The sequence below is a fragment of the Gordonia sp. GONU genome, assembly GCF_024733855.1.
GTDB classification, from domain to species: Bacteria; Actinomycetota; Actinomycetes; order Mycobacteriales; family Mycobacteriaceae; genus Gordonia; species Gordonia amicalis.
This window is the reverse complement of record NZ_JANRHB010000014.1, coordinates 50,918-66,224: the sequence shown is the minus strand read 5'-3', so window position 1 is coordinate 66,224 and position 15,307 is coordinate 50,918. Positions and strand designations below refer to the sequence as shown.

General features: G+C 67.1%; 13 protein-coding genes. 9 read left to right on the top strand and 4 right to left on the bottom strand.

Translation table 11 applies throughout. The features are described 5' to 3' along the window. Positions 1-38 precede the first annotated feature (38 nt). From NWF34_RS14460 to NWF34_RS14450, 3 genes are read left to right on the top strand one after another with little or no spacing between them, the layout of a single operon-like run. Positions 39-518, top strand: coding sequence for a hypothetical protein (locus tag NWF34_RS14460; RefSeq protein ID WP_006436818.1), 480 nt, complete (start codon positions 39-41; stop codon positions 516-518). Between the two features lie 5 nt (positions 519-523). Beyond that, positions 524-1,243, top strand: a complete 720-nt coding sequence (locus NWF34_RS14455; protein WP_096273004.1) for an ATP-binding cassette domain-containing protein — start codon at positions 524-526, stop codon at positions 1,241-1,243. Then, complete coding sequence (locus NWF34_RS14450; protein ID WP_096273002.1) at positions 1,240-2,118, top strand: ABC transporter permease; 879 nt, start codon at positions 1,240-1,242, stop codon at positions 2,116-2,118. Before NWF34_RS14455 ends, NWF34_RS14450 begins: the two co-directional genes overlap by 4 nt. Here the strand turns inward: NWF34_RS14450 and NWF34_RS14445 are convergent. Next, entirely contained in the window at positions 2,036-2,920 is an 885-nt protein-coding gene (locus NWF34_RS14445) for a DNA-3-methyladenine glycosylase (protein ID WP_040004800.1), read from the bottom strand. The two genes, NWF34_RS14450 and NWF34_RS14445, sit on opposite strands and share 83 nt — an antisense overlap. Before the next feature lie 219 nt (positions 2,921-3,139). After that, positions 3,140-4,378, bottom strand: coding sequence for an amidohydrolase family protein (locus tag NWF34_RS14440; RefSeq protein ID WP_096273000.1), 1,239 nt, complete (start codon positions 4,376-4,378; stop codon positions 3,140-3,142). 486 nt (positions 4,379-4,864) lie between these two features. Here NWF34_RS14440 and NWF34_RS14435 point away from each other — a divergent pair, with 486 nt between their 5' ends. After that, positions 4,865-5,941 carry a linear amide C-N hydrolase gene (locus tag NWF34_RS14435; protein ID WP_096272998.1) on the top strand — a complete coding sequence of 359 codons (1,077 nt, stop codon included), beginning with the start codon at positions 4,865-4,867 and terminating at the stop codon, positions 5,939-5,941. Positions 5,942-6,090: 149 nt separating this feature from the next. Here NWF34_RS14435 and lpdA read toward each other — a convergent pair whose 3' ends face one another. Then, the gene (gene lpdA / locus NWF34_RS14430) at positions 6,091-7,476 is read right to left on the bottom strand and encodes a dihydrolipoyl dehydrogenase (RefSeq protein ID WP_006436825.1); all 1,386 of its coding nucleotides are present in this window, start codon (positions 7,474-7,476) and stop codon (positions 6,091-6,093) included. Between the two features lie 120 nt (positions 7,477-7,596). Here lpdA and NWF34_RS14425 point away from each other — a divergent pair, with 120 nt between their 5' ends. Together NWF34_RS14425 and NWF34_RS14420 are read left to right on the top strand one after the other, a co-directional pair. Beyond that, the gene (locus tag NWF34_RS14425) at positions 7,597-8,190 is read left to right on the top strand and encodes a TetR/AcrR family transcriptional regulator (RefSeq protein ID WP_096272996.1); all 594 of its coding nucleotides are present in this window, start codon (positions 7,597-7,599) and stop codon (positions 8,188-8,190) included. A gap of 80 nt (positions 8,191-8,270) precedes the next feature. After that, positions 8,271-9,539: an NADH:flavin oxidoreductase gene (locus tag NWF34_RS14420; protein ID WP_096272994.1), complete on the top strand. Its 1,269-nt coding sequence runs from the start codon at positions 8,271-8,273 to the stop codon at positions 9,537-9,539. Positions 9,540-9,614: 75 nt separating this feature from the next. On the opposite strand, the gene NWF34_RS14415 is transcribed toward NWF34_RS14420, so the two are convergent. Continuing rightward, positions 9,615-11,207, bottom strand: coding sequence for a serine hydrolase (locus NWF34_RS14415; RefSeq protein ID WP_096272992.1), 1,593 nt, complete (start codon positions 11,205-11,207; stop codon positions 9,615-9,617). A 262-nt stretch (positions 11,208-11,469) separates the two neighbouring features. Between NWF34_RS14415 and NWF34_RS14410 the strand changes: the two genes are divergently transcribed. The 3 genes from NWF34_RS14410 to NWF34_RS14400 all read left to right on the top strand — a co-directional run bounded on the left by NWF34_RS14410 (position 11,470) and on the right by NWF34_RS14400 (position 15,305). Continuing rightward, positions 11,470-13,521 (top strand): prolyl oligopeptidase family protein, encoded by a 2,052-nt coding sequence (locus tag NWF34_RS14410; RefSeq protein ID WP_096272990.1) that lies wholly within the window; start codon positions 11,470-11,472, stop codon positions 13,519-13,521. A gap of 264 nt (positions 13,522-13,785) precedes the next feature. Beyond that, positions 13,786-14,529, top strand: coding sequence for a hypothetical protein (locus NWF34_RS14405; RefSeq protein ID WP_006436830.1), 744 nt, complete (start codon positions 13,786-13,788; stop codon positions 14,527-14,529). Further along, positions 14,526-15,305, top strand: a complete 780-nt coding sequence (locus NWF34_RS14400; protein WP_096272988.1) for a cyclase family protein — start codon at positions 14,526-14,528, stop codon at positions 15,303-15,305. The genes NWF34_RS14405 and NWF34_RS14400 overlap by 4 nt, the downstream gene beginning before the upstream one ends. Positions 15,306-15,307 lie beyond the last annotated feature (2 nt).

Here is a 15,307-nt window from a genome sequence, read left to right as displayed (position 1 = left end):
TGGCGAACGACCACCGCCGGACACAGGAGAACCACGTCATGCAGCTCATCCGGAGGATGACCATCGCCGCGCTCGCGACGCTCGTGGCCGTCATCGGGCTCGTATCGGCCACCGGCGGCGCCTCGGCCGCCAAGACCTTCCCGCCGAACTTCAAGGTCACCGCCGACCGTCCCACGCTCGCCGATCTCAACGACATCGTCGAGTTCCTGGTCGAGACGCCGGCGTCGGATCAGGCCAAGGCAGCCAACGTCGAGGGCGGCATGAACGCCGTGATCGTCCCGAAGACCGTGTACTCACTCGGCCTCTTCCGTGCGCCTCGTGGCTGGAACGACGTGACCGGCCCCCTGGTCCAGAAGGGCAACAGTGTCACCGCCACGCTCAACAGCGGCTCGGCCGGCCGTCCCACGATCCGCATGACGATCGAGTTCAAGAAGCTCGACGGCAACTGGAAGCTCGCGGCGAGCTCGCTGTGCCAGGGCGTCAAGACCGTCGGCCTGAACATCTACTGCAACAGCTGATCGGCGTGCTCGACATCAACGGCCTGTCCGTCCGAGTGGGCGGGCAGGCCGTTCTCGATGGGATCACCACTCACGTCGACGACGGTGAGCTCGTCTATCTGCTCGGCCGCAACGGCACCGGAAAGACCACGCTACTGCGGACCATCTGCGGTGTGATCCCGCCCTCTGCGGGACGAATCCTCTTCGACGGCAAGCGATTCGCCGAACTCGCCACACCATCGACGGTGATCGGTATGCACCTGGGCACCGACGGCGCCCATCCCGGACACACCGCCCGGCGCCACCTGACCTGGCTCGCCCGGGCCGGCGGGATCCCGACCGGCCGGGTGGCCGAGGTCCTCGACCTCGTCGGACTCTCCGACGTCGCCGACCGCCGGGTCGTCGACTACTCCCTGGGCATGCGGCAGCGGCTCGGGATCGCGACCGCGCTCCTGGGCGACGCCCGGACGCTCATCCTCGACGAGCCGGTCAACGGTCTCGACATCGACGGCATCCGTTGGCTCCGAGGCCTTCTCCGGGACCTCGCCGACGACGGCCGCCGCCTGCTCATCGCCTCTCACCACCTCGACGAGGTGGCCCGCACCGCCGACCGCGTCGTCGTCCTGGATTCCGGTCATGTCACCGCCGATGCGCCGCTGACCGAATTCATCGGTGGGCATGCGGATCTCGAGGAGGCATACCTCGCCGCGGCGGCCGGCCTGACATCCGCAGGAGTCACCCCATGACCACCACACTCGCGGCCGTGGTGGGCCAGATCCGTCGCGGCACCCGCGCCGAGCTCACCCGTGTCGGCGGTGCACGCAGCATTCTGCTCTACGGGCTGATCCCGGGAGCGGTACTTCTGCCCCTCGTCATCACTTTCGGCGTCGCCACCGTCGCCGAACGGTTCGCGTCGATCTCGGGCAGCATCCAGGTCACCTCGGTCACCACGACCAATTCGGTCTACTGGGTCATCACCTTCACCGTGATGATCTGGGCCGTGGTCGCCGCCTACGCCCAGGCGACCGCGGAGCGCGGTGCGCTGGGAGAGCTCGCCCGCCACCTCTACCCGCGGCGCTGGACCGGTCTGGTCTCCCGGTGGATCGCCTACGGCACTGGCGCCGCCCTGTGTAGCGCGGCACTGGTCGCGCTGGTCATGGCGATGCTGCCCACCTTCTTCCCGAAGGTCTACAGCGGGGTCGACATCGGTTCGGCGGAGGGGGTCCGCTTCCTGATCGCGGTGCCGGTCTTCGCGGTGTTCGCGGTCGGGATCGGCATCGGACTCGCCGCGATCATCGGCCACCCCGCGGGAACCGTTGGGGCACTGCTAGGTTGGGCGTACGTCATCGAGAACGCGATCAGCCTGGTGCCCGACGGTTATACGCTGCAGCAGTACATGCCCTTCCTCAACGGAACCTTCGGCACCGGACAGGAACTCGCGTTCATGCCGCCGTGGGGTCCCACCGGAGGACTCCTCTACTGCGGCGCGATCGCGCTGACCCTCGTCACCCTCGGATGCATCACGCTGACGCTCCGGGTCAGAAGGACCGGTAGTCGCGCACCGTCATCCGCGGTCCGCGCCGCTCTCGGCGGACGCCGTGCAGCTCGACCATCCGGATGATCCGACGCCGTTGTCCGGCATAGGGTTCCAGCAGTTCGAGCATGCCCGCGTCGTCGACCGGTTCGCCGATGAGGGTCATGCCCACCAGTGTCGGGATGTGATAGTCACCGACCGACACCGCGTCGGTGTCGCCGACCGCACGCGCACGCGTCTCCGCCTCGGTCCAGCGCCCCACGCCCCGTAGGAGCCGGAGCCGGTCGTGGTGGCGCTCCACGTCCATCACGGTCGCGCCGCGGATCGTGCGCATGCGCACCGGTTCGATGCCGCTCCGGTGCCACTCCCACGACGGGATGTCGGCCCACGCGGCCCGCGGCGGCGGCACACGCATCGTGTCGGGTACCGGACCGGGCGCCGGTTCGCCGAAGCGGCGCACCAGATATCGCCACGCGCGGAAGGCCTCGGCGCCGACCACCTTCTGCTCGAGGATCGCCGGTACGAGCGCCTCCCACACCCGGTCGGTCCGGCCGATGCGCAGGCCCACCGACCGCCGGACGAGTCCGGCGACCACGTCGTCGTGCACGGTCATCGCCTGCGGGTCGTCGGAGGCACCGAGGAAGTCCGGCAACTGCTCGAGCAGCCAGTCGGCTCCCGGACCCCATGCACGTCCCAGCACTCGGGAACCGTCGATTCGCAGGGTCTCGGTGCCCGGGCCGTCGGGGGTCTGTACAGCGCGCCAGATCGACCCGTCGCTGCCGTAGACGAACGTGGGGTCACCGGCTCCCCGTCGAAGATGACCGACAGTGCCCCGAACGTCGAGCGGCCACGGCAACTCCCACTCGCGGACACGTTCGACGACACTCACCGCTCCGAGCGTAGTCCGCACTTCCTAGGTCCGTTTCTCGCCGAATTCCGGAAAAGGACGGGATATGTGTGCGAAGAATTCATCGGCCATTCCGAACCGCCGGCCGTGAAAAGAGTGCCGGGATACGACGAGAGCCGGTGACCGAACTGGTCACCGGCTCTCGTCGATGCGTCACAGGAAGCGATTCAGCGCTTCCACGAGTTCACTCCCCGCGATCGATCAGAGTGCGTATCCGCCGCGGTTGGAGGCGGTCTTGCCCTCCTTGAGGACCAGGAGGATGTTGTCGTGGTCGGCCAGCGAATCGATGGCGGCGAGCGGATCGCCCTTGACGACGACCACGTCGGCGAGCTTGCCCGGCTCCAGGGTGCCGAGGGTGTCGGCGACGTCGCAGAGCTCGGCGGAGGTGCGGGTGCCGGCGACGATGGCCTGCATCGGGGTCATGCCACCGAACTTCACCAGGCAGCCGAGCTCGCCGAGGGTCGCCCCGTGGTCGGGGACCAGACCGGCGTCGGTGCCCACGGCGACCTTGATGCCGGCCTCGATCGACGCCGCGATGGACTCGTGTGCCAGGTTGTGCCACTTCTCGGATTTGGCGACCGCCTGCGGGGTCGCGGTGTCGGGCTTGAGGGTCTCGATGAGGGTGGGCACCAGGTACTGACCGCGCTCGACCATCTCGGCGCGCAGTTCGTCGGTGAGGGCGTAGCCGTGTTCGATCGAATGCGCGCCACCCTGGACGGCGGCCTGGATCCCGGCGAGTCCGATGGCGTGAGCCGCGACCTTGCGACCGCCGTAGTTGTGGGCCTCTTCGACGAGGGCGGCGACGATCTCGGTGCGGGCACCCAGCCAGTCCGGGTCGTCGCTGGGAGAGGAGACACCGCCGCTGGAGGCGACCTTGACGACGTCGACACCGCTGCGCAACAGCTTGCGGACCTCGCGGCGCGCCTCGTCGACGGTGTCCACGAGGAGACCGCCGATCAGGCCGGTGCCGTCGAGGCCGGACGCGATGTGGAAGTCGGCGTGGCCACCGGTCTGGCTGAGCATCTTGTCGGCGACCAGGAGTCGCGGACCGGCGACGAGACCGTGGGCGACCGCGTCCCGAACGCCGACGTCGACGCCCATGAGGTCACGCACGGTGGTGACACCGGCGCCGATCGTGGTCTTGAGGCGGTCGATGAGCTCGAAGTAGCGGTACGACGGCGGGACCATCGCTGCGGAGATCGGTGAGCCCTTGGTGCCCGGCAGCGAGAGATGCACATGGCAGTCGAAGAATCCGGGAGTGACGGTGTTGCCCCCGACATCCACCTTCACCGGCTTCGCCGACTCGTCGATCTGCGGGGCACCAGCAGCCGCACCGGCGTAGGTGATCTTGCCGTCGTCGATCACGACAACCGCGTCGGCGATCGGGTCGGCTCCGGTCCCGTCGATCAGACGAGCATTGTGCAGGATGGTTGTGCTCATAACGTTTGGTTATACCGTGAATTCCGATCTTCCCGGGCATTCGCAATTCGATCCCGGAGAGGCCTGCGCGGACCTTTTGGAACGTGCGAATTCGATGGTGGACGCCGGAATCGCGGCGAACTCCCACGTCATCCGCTTCTGTGTCCCGTACCGATCTGTCCAGGCGTTCCGCAATCGGTGTCAGAGCAATCCGCACCTGCTCAAATTTGCCGCCCGAACCGCTTGTTGTGTCACGAAATTGCCGCCCTCGAGTCGGCTGCAATCGGGTGATCGGGGAAGCCCGGTCGCCGCCGGTGCGCGATCCCTTCCCGGGCGGACCGGAACAGTCCGCGCCGGGGTGCCGGCGCCTGCCGACCCAGCGTCAAGAATGCGCCGACTTCACTGTGCGGCAGAACATTCGAGATCCTCATGAGTATGCTCACCGGCGACGGACTCCGTCTGTGCGGAGACCGATCCCCATCGCGATGAGTTAGGCAGTGACAACGCATGTGCACACGAGTGATCTGGCCCGACGCCAACGGTTCGGTGCTGGTCGGCCGGAACATGGATTTCCACAAGGATCTGATGACCAACCTGTGGAAGCAACCACGCGGCGTGAAGCGCGACGACGGCGTCGAGGGTGAGCTGACCTGGACGTCGAAGTACGGCAGTGTGATCGCGGCGGCCTTCGACATCATCTCGGTCGATATCATCTCGGTCGATGGGCTCAACGAAGCCGGTCTGGCGGGACATGTGCTCTGGGTGGCCGAATCCACCTATGGCACCTACGACGGGTCGCGCACCGCGCTCAGCCAGGCCATCTGGTTGCAGTACTTCCTCGACAACTTCGCCACGGTCGCCGACGCCGTCGCGTGGGTGGAGGAAACCGACGTCCAGGTGGTGCAGATGGACGACCCGACCGGCGGCACCCCGCCCACCATCCACCTGGCGCTCGACGACGCCACCGGCGACTCGGCGATCATCGAGTACATCGACGGCCATCCGAAGGTCTACCACGATCCCTCCTACCGCGTGATGACCAATTCACCGACCTTCGACAAGCAGCTCGAGCTGGTCAAGGAGATCCGTGGACTCGGCGGCGACAAACCCCTGCCGGGTTCCACCCTCGCCGCCGATCGATTCGCCGGCGCGTCGTACTACGTCGAACGTCTCGCCCAGCCGGACACCCAGCTCGAGGCCATCGCCGCGATCTTCAGCGTCATCCGTAACGCCGCGCAACCCTTCCGCATCCCGGACCCGGGCAAACCGGATGCGTCGCAGACCATCTGGCAGACGGTCACGGATCTGACGAACAAGCGTTTCGTCTACGAATCGACCACCCGCCCGAACATCGTGTGGGTCGACCTCGCCGATCTGGACTTCAGCGAGGGTTCGCCGCAACTCAAGCTCGACCTGTGCGGCCGCCTGGCAGTCGAGGGCGGACTCGCCGGCAACGTCAGTGACAAGTTCGAGGACGACGGGCCGATGACCTTCCTGTCGTTGCAGATCCTCGAGGAGCTCGAGAAGGCCGCGGAGACGCAGAACAGCGAGACCCAGAACAGCGGGGCTCGGACCGGGGAATAGTCACCCGCCCGATCCTCGCCCACAGCACAGACCACAACGGCTGCTGCCGGCCCGCCCCTTTCGGGATGGGACCGGCAGCAGCCGTTGTCGGTGGCCAGTGGTAGATCATGTGCCCGATCGCGCCGTGGCCGACCAACCCGACGCGCGGCTCACAGATTGATCATGTGCCCGATCGCGCCGTGGAACGTCTCCTGCAGCGCCTCTGACATCGTCGGATGCGTGTGCACGTTGCGTGCGAGCTCCTTGGCGGTGAGATCCCACTTGTGGGCCAGCGTCAGCTCGGGGAGAAGTTCGGAAACGCCGTCGCCCACCAGGTGTCCGCCGAGAAGTTCGTCGGTGTCGGCGTTGGTGACCAGCTTCGCGAAGCCGGTGGTCTCGCCGAGCCCCTGTGCCTTTCCGTTGGCGGTGAACGGGAACGTGGTGGCCTTCACGTTGTACCCCTCGTCCTCGGCCTGCGCCTCGGTGAGTCCGAAGGAGGCGACCTGCGGCTGGCAGAAGGTGGCTCGCGGGAGGAAACGGTAGTCACCCAGGGTCATCGTCTCGGCACCGGCGATGGTCTCGGCGGCGACGACGCCCTGCGCCTCGGCGACGTGGGCGAGCTGCAGCTTGGCGGTGACGTCACCGATGGCATAGATGCCGTCGACGTTGGTGCGCATGTAGTCGTCGATCGCGATGGCGCCGCGGTCGGTGAGCTCGACGCCGGTCTTCTCCAGACCGAAACCCTCGACGCGCGGGGCGAAGCCGACGGACATGAGGACCTTGTCGACGGTCAGCTCGCCGTCCTTGTCCTTCGCGTCCTTGTAGGTGACGGTGACGCTGTCGCCGTTGTCGGTGACCGACTGCACCTTGGTGGAGGTCAGCAGCTTGACGCCGAGCTTCTTGTATTCCTTGGCGACGGCCTTCGACGAGTCGGCGTCCTCGTTGGGCAGGACGCGGTCGAGGAACTCGACGATGGTGACGTCGACACCGTAGTTGGCGAGCACGTAGCCGAACTCCATGCCGATCGCACCCGCGCCGACGATGACGATGGACTCGGGCAGCTCACGGGTGAGGATCTGGGTCTCGTAGGTGACCACGTTCTCCGACAGTTCGACGCCCGGAAGCAGCTTCACGGTCGAGCCGGTGTCGATGATGACGTTGTCGAAGGTGATCTCCCGATCGCCGACCTTGATGGTCTTGGCATCGGTGAACACGCCATAACCGTCGATCTCGGTGATCTTGTTCTTCTTCATCAGGTAGTGGACGCCTTTGACGATGCCGTCCGAGACCTTGCGGCTGCGGTCGAACGCCGCGCCGAAGTCGAAGGACACGTCGCCACTCATGCCGAAGGTCTTGGCCTGGTGATTGAAGATGTGCGCGAGTTCGGCATTACGGAGCAACGCCTTGGACGGGATACATCCGACGTTGAGACACACACCGCCCCAGTACTTCTCCTCGATGACGGCGGTTTTCATGCCCAGCTGAGCCGCCCGGATCGCGGCTACGTACCCACCTGGACCTGCACCCAATACAACTGTTTGAAAGTGTTCAGCCACGCCTGCCACCCTACGTCCCGTCGATGGTCCGTCGCAGTCCGTCCCCACTACTCGCCGGTAACACCGCGACGGGTTCAATCACTGTTTGAAACGCTGTTTGATCTGTGGTTTCATCCCACTGTGACCCAGACCACCGATGCGGCGGCACCCGGGGCCGGATCGGCCGGTACCCGCGAGACCCTGCTCGCCGTCGCCGAACGGCTCTTCCTGGCCGACGGCTACGACAAGGTGTCCGTCCGCGCGATCTGCGCCGCCGCCGACGCCAACCCGGCGGCCGTGCACTACCACTTCGGAACCAAGGACGACCTGACGATCGCCCTGCTCGAATCCCGGCTGGCGCCGTGCTGGGCCGACGCCCTGGCGTCGATCGATCCCGAGACCGACTCGGTGCGTCACGTCGTCGACGTGCTGCTCGCACCGTTCGTCGAGCTCCAAGGCGATCCGACCGGTCACCTGCACCTGCGGCTGCTGTCACGGTTCGTCCTCAACCACCCGACGGTCGGCTGGACCGCCCGGTGGTTCGGCCTCGATCCGTTCGCCGACATCCTGCTGGACGCCATCCCCGGACTGCCCGCCGGCGCGGCACGCCGACGCTGGGCACTCGCCTTCCAGCTGATCCTCCTGCGCTTCGGCAGCACCGAGCCGCTCGACGCCAAAGCCGTCGCCGCCCTCGCGGAGTTCGTCACCGCGGGGCTGTCGGCGCCCCCTTCGTGACAGCCCTCCGCAAGCTCCGGGCTTCCTCAGGGAGCAGAAAGCCAGCCCACCCAAACCGACACCGATTGAGAGGAACCGACGTGGACAGCCCCGACGCCGGACCGTTCAGCCCAGCGCAGCTCGGCCCGCTCACCCTGCGGAACCGACTGATCAAATGCGCCACCTTCGAGGGCATGACGCCCGACGCCCTCGTCACCGACGAACTGATCGAGTTCCACCGCGAGGTCGCGGCCGGCGGTGTCTCGATGAGCACCGTCGCCTACTGCGCCGTCTCGCCGGAAGGTCGCACCGACCGTCACCAGATCTGGATGCGTCCCGAGGCGATGCCCGGTCTGCGCAAGCTGACCGACGCCATCCACTCCGAGGGCGCACTCGCCGCCGCCCAGCTCGGCCATGCCGGCGCGGTGGCCAACTCGGTGTCCAACCGCGCGAAGGCGTGGGGTCCGGGCCGCATCCCCGCACCGATGGGGATGTCGTTGACCCACAAGGCATCTGTCGAGGACATCGCCGAGTTGCGGATCAAGTTCCGGCGGGCCGCCCGCATCGCCGTCGACTCCGGCTTCGACGGGCTCGAGATCCACTGCGGGCACAACTATCTCATCTCCAGCTTCCTGTCTCCCCTGCTCAACCATCGTCGCGACGGCTACGGCGGGAGCCTGGTCAACCGCGCACGCATCGCCCGCGAGGTCGTCGAGAGCGTGCGTGAGGAGGTCGGGAACGAGGCCGCGATCTGGGTGAAGCTCAACACCTACGACGGCGTGGGCAAGCCCGACATCGAGCGGTCTCCGGAGGCACGGGCGAAGGGGCGCGCCAAGCTGAGCAGCTTCAACGTCGACGAGGCATGTCAGGTGGCGCAGCTGCTGGAGTCCGACGGCCATCTCGACGCCATCGAACCCACCGCGGGCAGCTCGCTGCTCAACCCGATGTACCTGTTCCACGGGGACGCCCCGCGCAAGGAGTTCGCCGACGCCTTCTCCGGCGCAATGAAATACGGGCTCAAGACTTTCGCACCGGTCTTCCTCAAGCGCTACCAATACCACGACGGCTATCTGCTGCCGCTCGCCCGCGAGCTGCGCAAGGCGGTCGACCTGCCCATGATCCTGCTCGGCGGCATCACCGACCGGGCGTCGATGGACATGGCGATGGCCGAGGGCTTCGAGTTCATGGCGATGGGCCGCGCGGTCCTGCGAGAACCCGATCTGCCGCTGCGGATCGCCGCGGACCCGTCGACGAAGTCGCGGTGCATCCACTGCAACCTCTGCATGCCGACGATCTACTCGCACACGCGGTGCCCGATCCGCACGGGCGAGGTTCCCGACCCGCTCGCCACCGCATCGCCGACGAGCTGACGCTCACGGCAGCTGTCGCAGATCGTGTCGCCGGTCGAACCGATCCGCGACAGCTGTTGCACGGTCGAACCCGTCTCACCTCCGCAGGAAGACCCCGTCGCTCTCCTCGTCGTCGTAGTACTCGACCGTCATCTTCGGACCGTCGAAGGTCACCTGCGAGATCGTGCCGATCTCGGCGTTCTCGTCGTGCAGGGTGAAGGTGAAGGTGTTGCGGTCCCAATGGGCGAGTTCGTGCTTGCGGACGCCGCCCGGACCCATTTCGAGGAACAGCTTGCCGTCCCGTTCGACGACCTCGGCCGGTCCGTACACAGCGTTCGCGTAGGTGCCCACGAACGTCGGCATCGGCTGTGACGGCGTGGTATTCGCCGGACGCTGCTCTCCGACGAGCTCGCCGTTCGGCACGCTGAGGGGCGCATAGACCTTGGCATAGAGCTCGCGCCAGTCGCTGCGGATCTCGCCGAACTGCACGAGGTCCATGAACTCGGCGGCCAGCGCGTCCACCGCGCCGATGGGTGCGGCGTTGGACAGCACGACGATCGCCGTGTCCGCAGATGGCAGCATCGCGAACACGGTGCCTGCACCGGACGCGAACGCGCCGGCGTGGCTGAACTGGGTGCGGGCGTCGGCCGTCACGCCCACGTTGAAGCCGTAGCCGTAGAAGCCGGCACGCGTGTCCGGGTTCGCCGGCGGACTCGACACGACCTGCGGCGACACCGCGGGCAGCAGTGCGTCCGGGGCGACGATCTCCGCGCCGTCGTGCTTGCCCTGCGCCAGAACCATCTTCAGCCAGGTGGCCATGTCGTTGACCGTCGAGCTGACCCCACCGGCCGGTGTCTGGGCGTCCGGGTCACGAGGGATGGTGGTCTTGGCCCACTTGCCGTCGATCTTGATGTGCCCGACGGCACGGTCGGTCCGCTTCTCGAAATCCGCGTAGCGGGAACTGGTGCTGGTCATGCCCAGTGGTCCGTAGATGAGATCCTGCGACAGCGTCGGCCAGTCCTTGCCCGCCTTCGCGGCAACCGCCTCACCGCCGGTGGTCACACCGAAGTTGGTGTAGGCGTAGCTGATCCGGAACGGGTCGAGAGGCATGAAGCGGAGCCGCTGGAGAACCTCGGTCCGCGAATAACCCATGTCCTCGAGTTTGTCGCCGGCGTGGTCCGGCAGTCCGGATCGGTGCGAGTACATGTCCCCGACGGTCACCGTGCGGGTGACGTACGGATCGGAGAGCGCGAACCAGGGCAGCCCGTCGACGATGGGCATGTCCCAGGCCACGGTCTTGTCGGTGACCGCCGCGCCGACCACCGTCGACCCGACGGATTTGGACACCGACGCGAGCTGAAAGACGGTGTCGGGATCGACCTTCTGCCCCGTGGTCACGTCCTTGACCCCGAATCCCTTCGCATACTTGGTCTCACCGCCCGACACCACCGCCACCGCCAGACCCGGCAATCCGGTCGACGACATCAGCGACTCGACGAGCCCGTCGAGCTGCCCGACGGCCTTGTCCACCGCGTCGGCCGGCAACGGCCTCGCGACGACGGCGTTCGGGTTCACCAACGCCGACGACCCCGACGGTTCGGTCGGCGGGGAGCCGGTACCGGAGGACCCGCTGTCACACGCGGCGACGAGGGCCACCACCGAGAGCGCCGAACAGACCGCCAACGGCACCCGCCCCCATCGGGGAGCATGTCGTCGCGGGAAACTGCCTGAGAAGCGGCCGCGAACACGGCCATGGCGCCGGACGGGGGCCGAATCGAAAGTGGGCATGCGGATCTCCTCATCCTCGCGCAGAGAAGATACCGCGTGGTGCGTCGCCAGGTCGCGATTCCCCAGTTCATCGGCACGATTTCGGCCGAGCGAGGCACAGACGTACCGCGGGCGGGCCCCGCAACACCCGCGACCGGCACCCGGCCCGCGTAAGTTTGACGCCATGACCGAGCAGGCCGACGCCATCTCCACCAGCATCGACGATCCCTACCTCTGGCTCGAGGACGTCACCGGCGACGAGGCGTTGACGTGGGTGCGCTCCCACAACGAACCCACCGTAGAGACGCTCTCGTCGTCGAACCGCTTCCGCGACATGGAGGCGTCGGCCCTGGCGATCCTCGACACGGACGACCGCATCCCGTTCGTCCGGCGTCGCGGCGAGTTCCTCTACAACTTCTGGCGCGATGCGGCGAATCCTCGCGGGCTCTGGCGACGGACGACGCTGGAGTCCTACGTGACCGACGCGCCCGAATGGGAGATCATTCTCGACATCGACGAACTCGCTCGCACCGAGGACGAGAACTGGGTGTGGTCGGGCGCGACGGTGCTCCGGCCCGAGTACGAGCGCGCGCTGGTGTCGCTGTCCCGGGGTGGTGCCGACGCCAGCGTGATCCGCGAGTTCGACATCCCGTCGCGGCAGTGGATCACCGATGGCTTCACGTTGCCGGAGAACAAGTCGAATGTGCGCTGGATCGACCGCGACACCGTCTACGTGGGAACAGATTTCGGGGAACAGCCGGACGGTGTGGGCTCGCTGACCGACTCCGGCTATCCCCGCGTGGCCAAGCGCTGGTCGCGGGGTGCGCCGCTCGAGGACGCCATCACGGTCTTCGCCGGCGAGAAGAGCGACGTGTCGGTGCACGCGACCTACGACGACACTCCCGGGTTCGAGCGGCACTTCGTCTCGCGTTCGACGGACTTCTTCAACTCCCTGTTGTTCGAACTGCGCGACGGCGAACCGGAACTGGTCGACGTCCCGACCGACGCTCACGCCGGGGTGCGGATGAACTGGCTGCTGGTGATGACGAGGTCGGAATGGGAGGTCGCCGGTACGACCCACGCGCCGGGCACCCTGCTCGCGTTCGACTACGACGACTACCGTGCCGGCGGCCGCGAGGCCGCGGTGCTGTTCATCCCGGACGCGCACACGAGCCTCGTCGACTATGCCTACACGCGTTCACATCTCATCATCGTGACGTTGCACGATGTGCACACCCGGGTCGAGGTGCGCGAGCTCGGCAGCTGGGAGGTCGTCGACTTCCCGGGCCTCCCGGACCTCGCCACCGTGTCGGTTCTCGACACCGATCCCGACGAGAGCGACGAGGTGTTCTGGATGGCGGCCTCGTTCACCGATCCGCCGAGTCTGCTGCACAGCGACGGCACCAGTCCTCGGGTCATCAAGCGCAGCCCGACGTTCTTCGACTCCGAATCGGTGATCGCCGAACAGTATTTCGCGACATCGGAGGACGGGACCCAGATCCCTTACTTCGTGATCCGCCGCCGGGACGTGACCACCGGCCCCACCTTGCTGTACGGCTACGGCGGTTTCGAGAACTCGCTCACCCCGAACTACCTGTCGATCTCCGGCAAGAACTGGATCGAACGCGGTGGCACCTACGTGATCGCGAACATCCGCGGCGGCGGCGAGTACGGACCCTCGTGGCACACGCAGGCCCAGAAGGCCGGACGCCACCTGGTGTACGAGGATTTCGCCGCCGTCGCCGGGGCTCTCGTCGACAGCGGACTCACCACCCCGGAACAGCTCGGCGCACAGGGGGGTTCCAACGGTGGACTCCTCATGGGCGTCATGCTCACCCGCTACCCGGAGCTCTTCGGCGCGTTGGTGTGCCAGGTCCCGCTGATCGACATGAAGCGCTACCACCTGTTGCTCGCAGGCGCGTCATGGGTTGCCGAGTACGGCGACCCCGACGATCCCGAGCAGTGGGAGTTCATGCAGCCGTTCTCGCCTTATCAGAACATCGATGCGGATGCCTCGTACCCGCCGATCCTCGTGACGACGTCCACCCGGGACGACCGCGTCCATCCCGGCCACGCCCGCAAACTGGTTGCGCGGCTGGAGGAGACGGGCCACGAGGTGATGTACTACGAGAACATCGAGGGCGGTCACGGCGGTGCCGCGGACAACAAGCAGGCCGCATTCAAGACCGCACTCGCCTTCGAGTTCCTGTGGCGGAAGCTGGCTCCCGAGTCCTGATGCATGAGGTGCGACAAGCGCACGACCACCCGCCGGTTCGTTCCAGAACTCTCTCACCGACGCCGGGAGGCACACCACACCCGTCCGCACCGACGCCGGACGGCCGGACAGCGGAGGGCACGCTGGTCATCGCCTCGACATTCGGCCGGAGCGCCCGGGCCCAGGCTCCTGCACGCGGCTGCTGACGCCGTCGACTCTCCACTACCCTGGGCAGCAGATCGCCGGCACCGACGACGATGTCAGCACGACGAGATGAGGAACGAGATGGGGATCGACTACACCAAGCGCCCGAAAGCCCAACCGCCGCAACCGCCTGCGCAGCCCCCATCGACTCCGCCCGCACCGGGCTACGGCCAGCAGGCACCGGCTCCGACCCCCGCCTATGGTCAGCAGCCGCCCGCCCAGCCGGTGTCGCTCTCCAAGATCACCCTGACCAAGTCGGCGCCGAGTATCTCCCTGAGCAAGCAGGGCGCGACCACCGGTCAGGTCCGCGTCAACCTCAGCTGGACCGCGAACTCCTCCGGCGGCGGCCTGTTCCGCAAGGCCAAGGGCATCGACCTCGACCTCGCCTGCCTGTGGGAGTTCACCGACGGAAGCAAGGGAATCGTCCAGGCCCTCGGCAACTCATTCCAGGCACCCCGCGACGGACAACCGATCATCCGCCTGGACGGTGACGACCGGCGCGGCGCCGGCGGCGAGAACATGTACATCGACCTCTCCGCCACCAACCGGATCCGTCGAATCCTGATCTTCGCCTACATCTACGAGGGCACCCCCAACTGGGCGAGCGCCAACGGCGTCGTCACGTTGTCCCCGGCCAGTGGCCCGGAGATCGAGGTCCGTCTCGACGAGGCCGACCAGTCCGCGATCTCCTGCGCGATCGCGCTGCTCGAGAACCGCGGCGGCGAACTGGTGATCAACCGCGAGGTGCGTTACATCCGCGGTGCTCAGGACAAGATCGACGAGGCATACGGCTGGGGTATGAACTGGCGGGGCGCCCGCAAGTGAGCGCCACCGCACTCTCTGGTTTCCTCACCGGCCTCGCCGACGGATCCCTGCAGGTGATCGACCTGACCACCCCGCTGTCGAGTTCGACTCCGGCCCTGCGGTTGCCGGCCCCGTTCGTGAACCTGATCGACTTCAGTCTCGAAGAGGTCAGCGCCTACAACGAACCCGGACCGTACTGGCGGCACAACAACATCCACACCGGGGAGCACATCGGCACCCACCTCGACGCGCCGATCCACTGGATCAGTGGTCGCGACGGTGACGACGTCTCCCAGATCCCGGTGCAGCGGCTGATCGGGCCGACCGCGGTCCTCGACTTGACCGCCCAGGTCGCCGACAACCCCGACTACCTGCTCGAGGTCGCCGACGTCGAGGCGTGGGAGGCCGATCACGGCGAGCTGCTGCCGGGCGCCTGGCTCCTGCTGCGCACCGGTTGGGAGTCGCGCGGCGGATCGGAGGCCGAGTTCCTCAACGTCGACGAGACCGGCTCGCACACCCCCGGCGTCTCGGTCGAGTGCGCGCAGTGGCTGGCCACGCAGCGGCAGATCGCCGGGCTCGGCGTCGAGACCGTCGGCGTCGACGCCGGTCTCGCGGGTGGTTTCGATCCGGCCTTCCCCGTCCACTACCACTTCCTCGGCAACGACAAGTACGGCCTGACCTCGCTCCGCAACCTCGGTTCGCTGCCGGCGACCGGCGCCGTGATCGTCGTCAGCCCGCTCCCGATCGTCGGTGGTACCGGTAGCCCGTCGCGGGTCCTGGCGATCGTCGAGAGCTGATC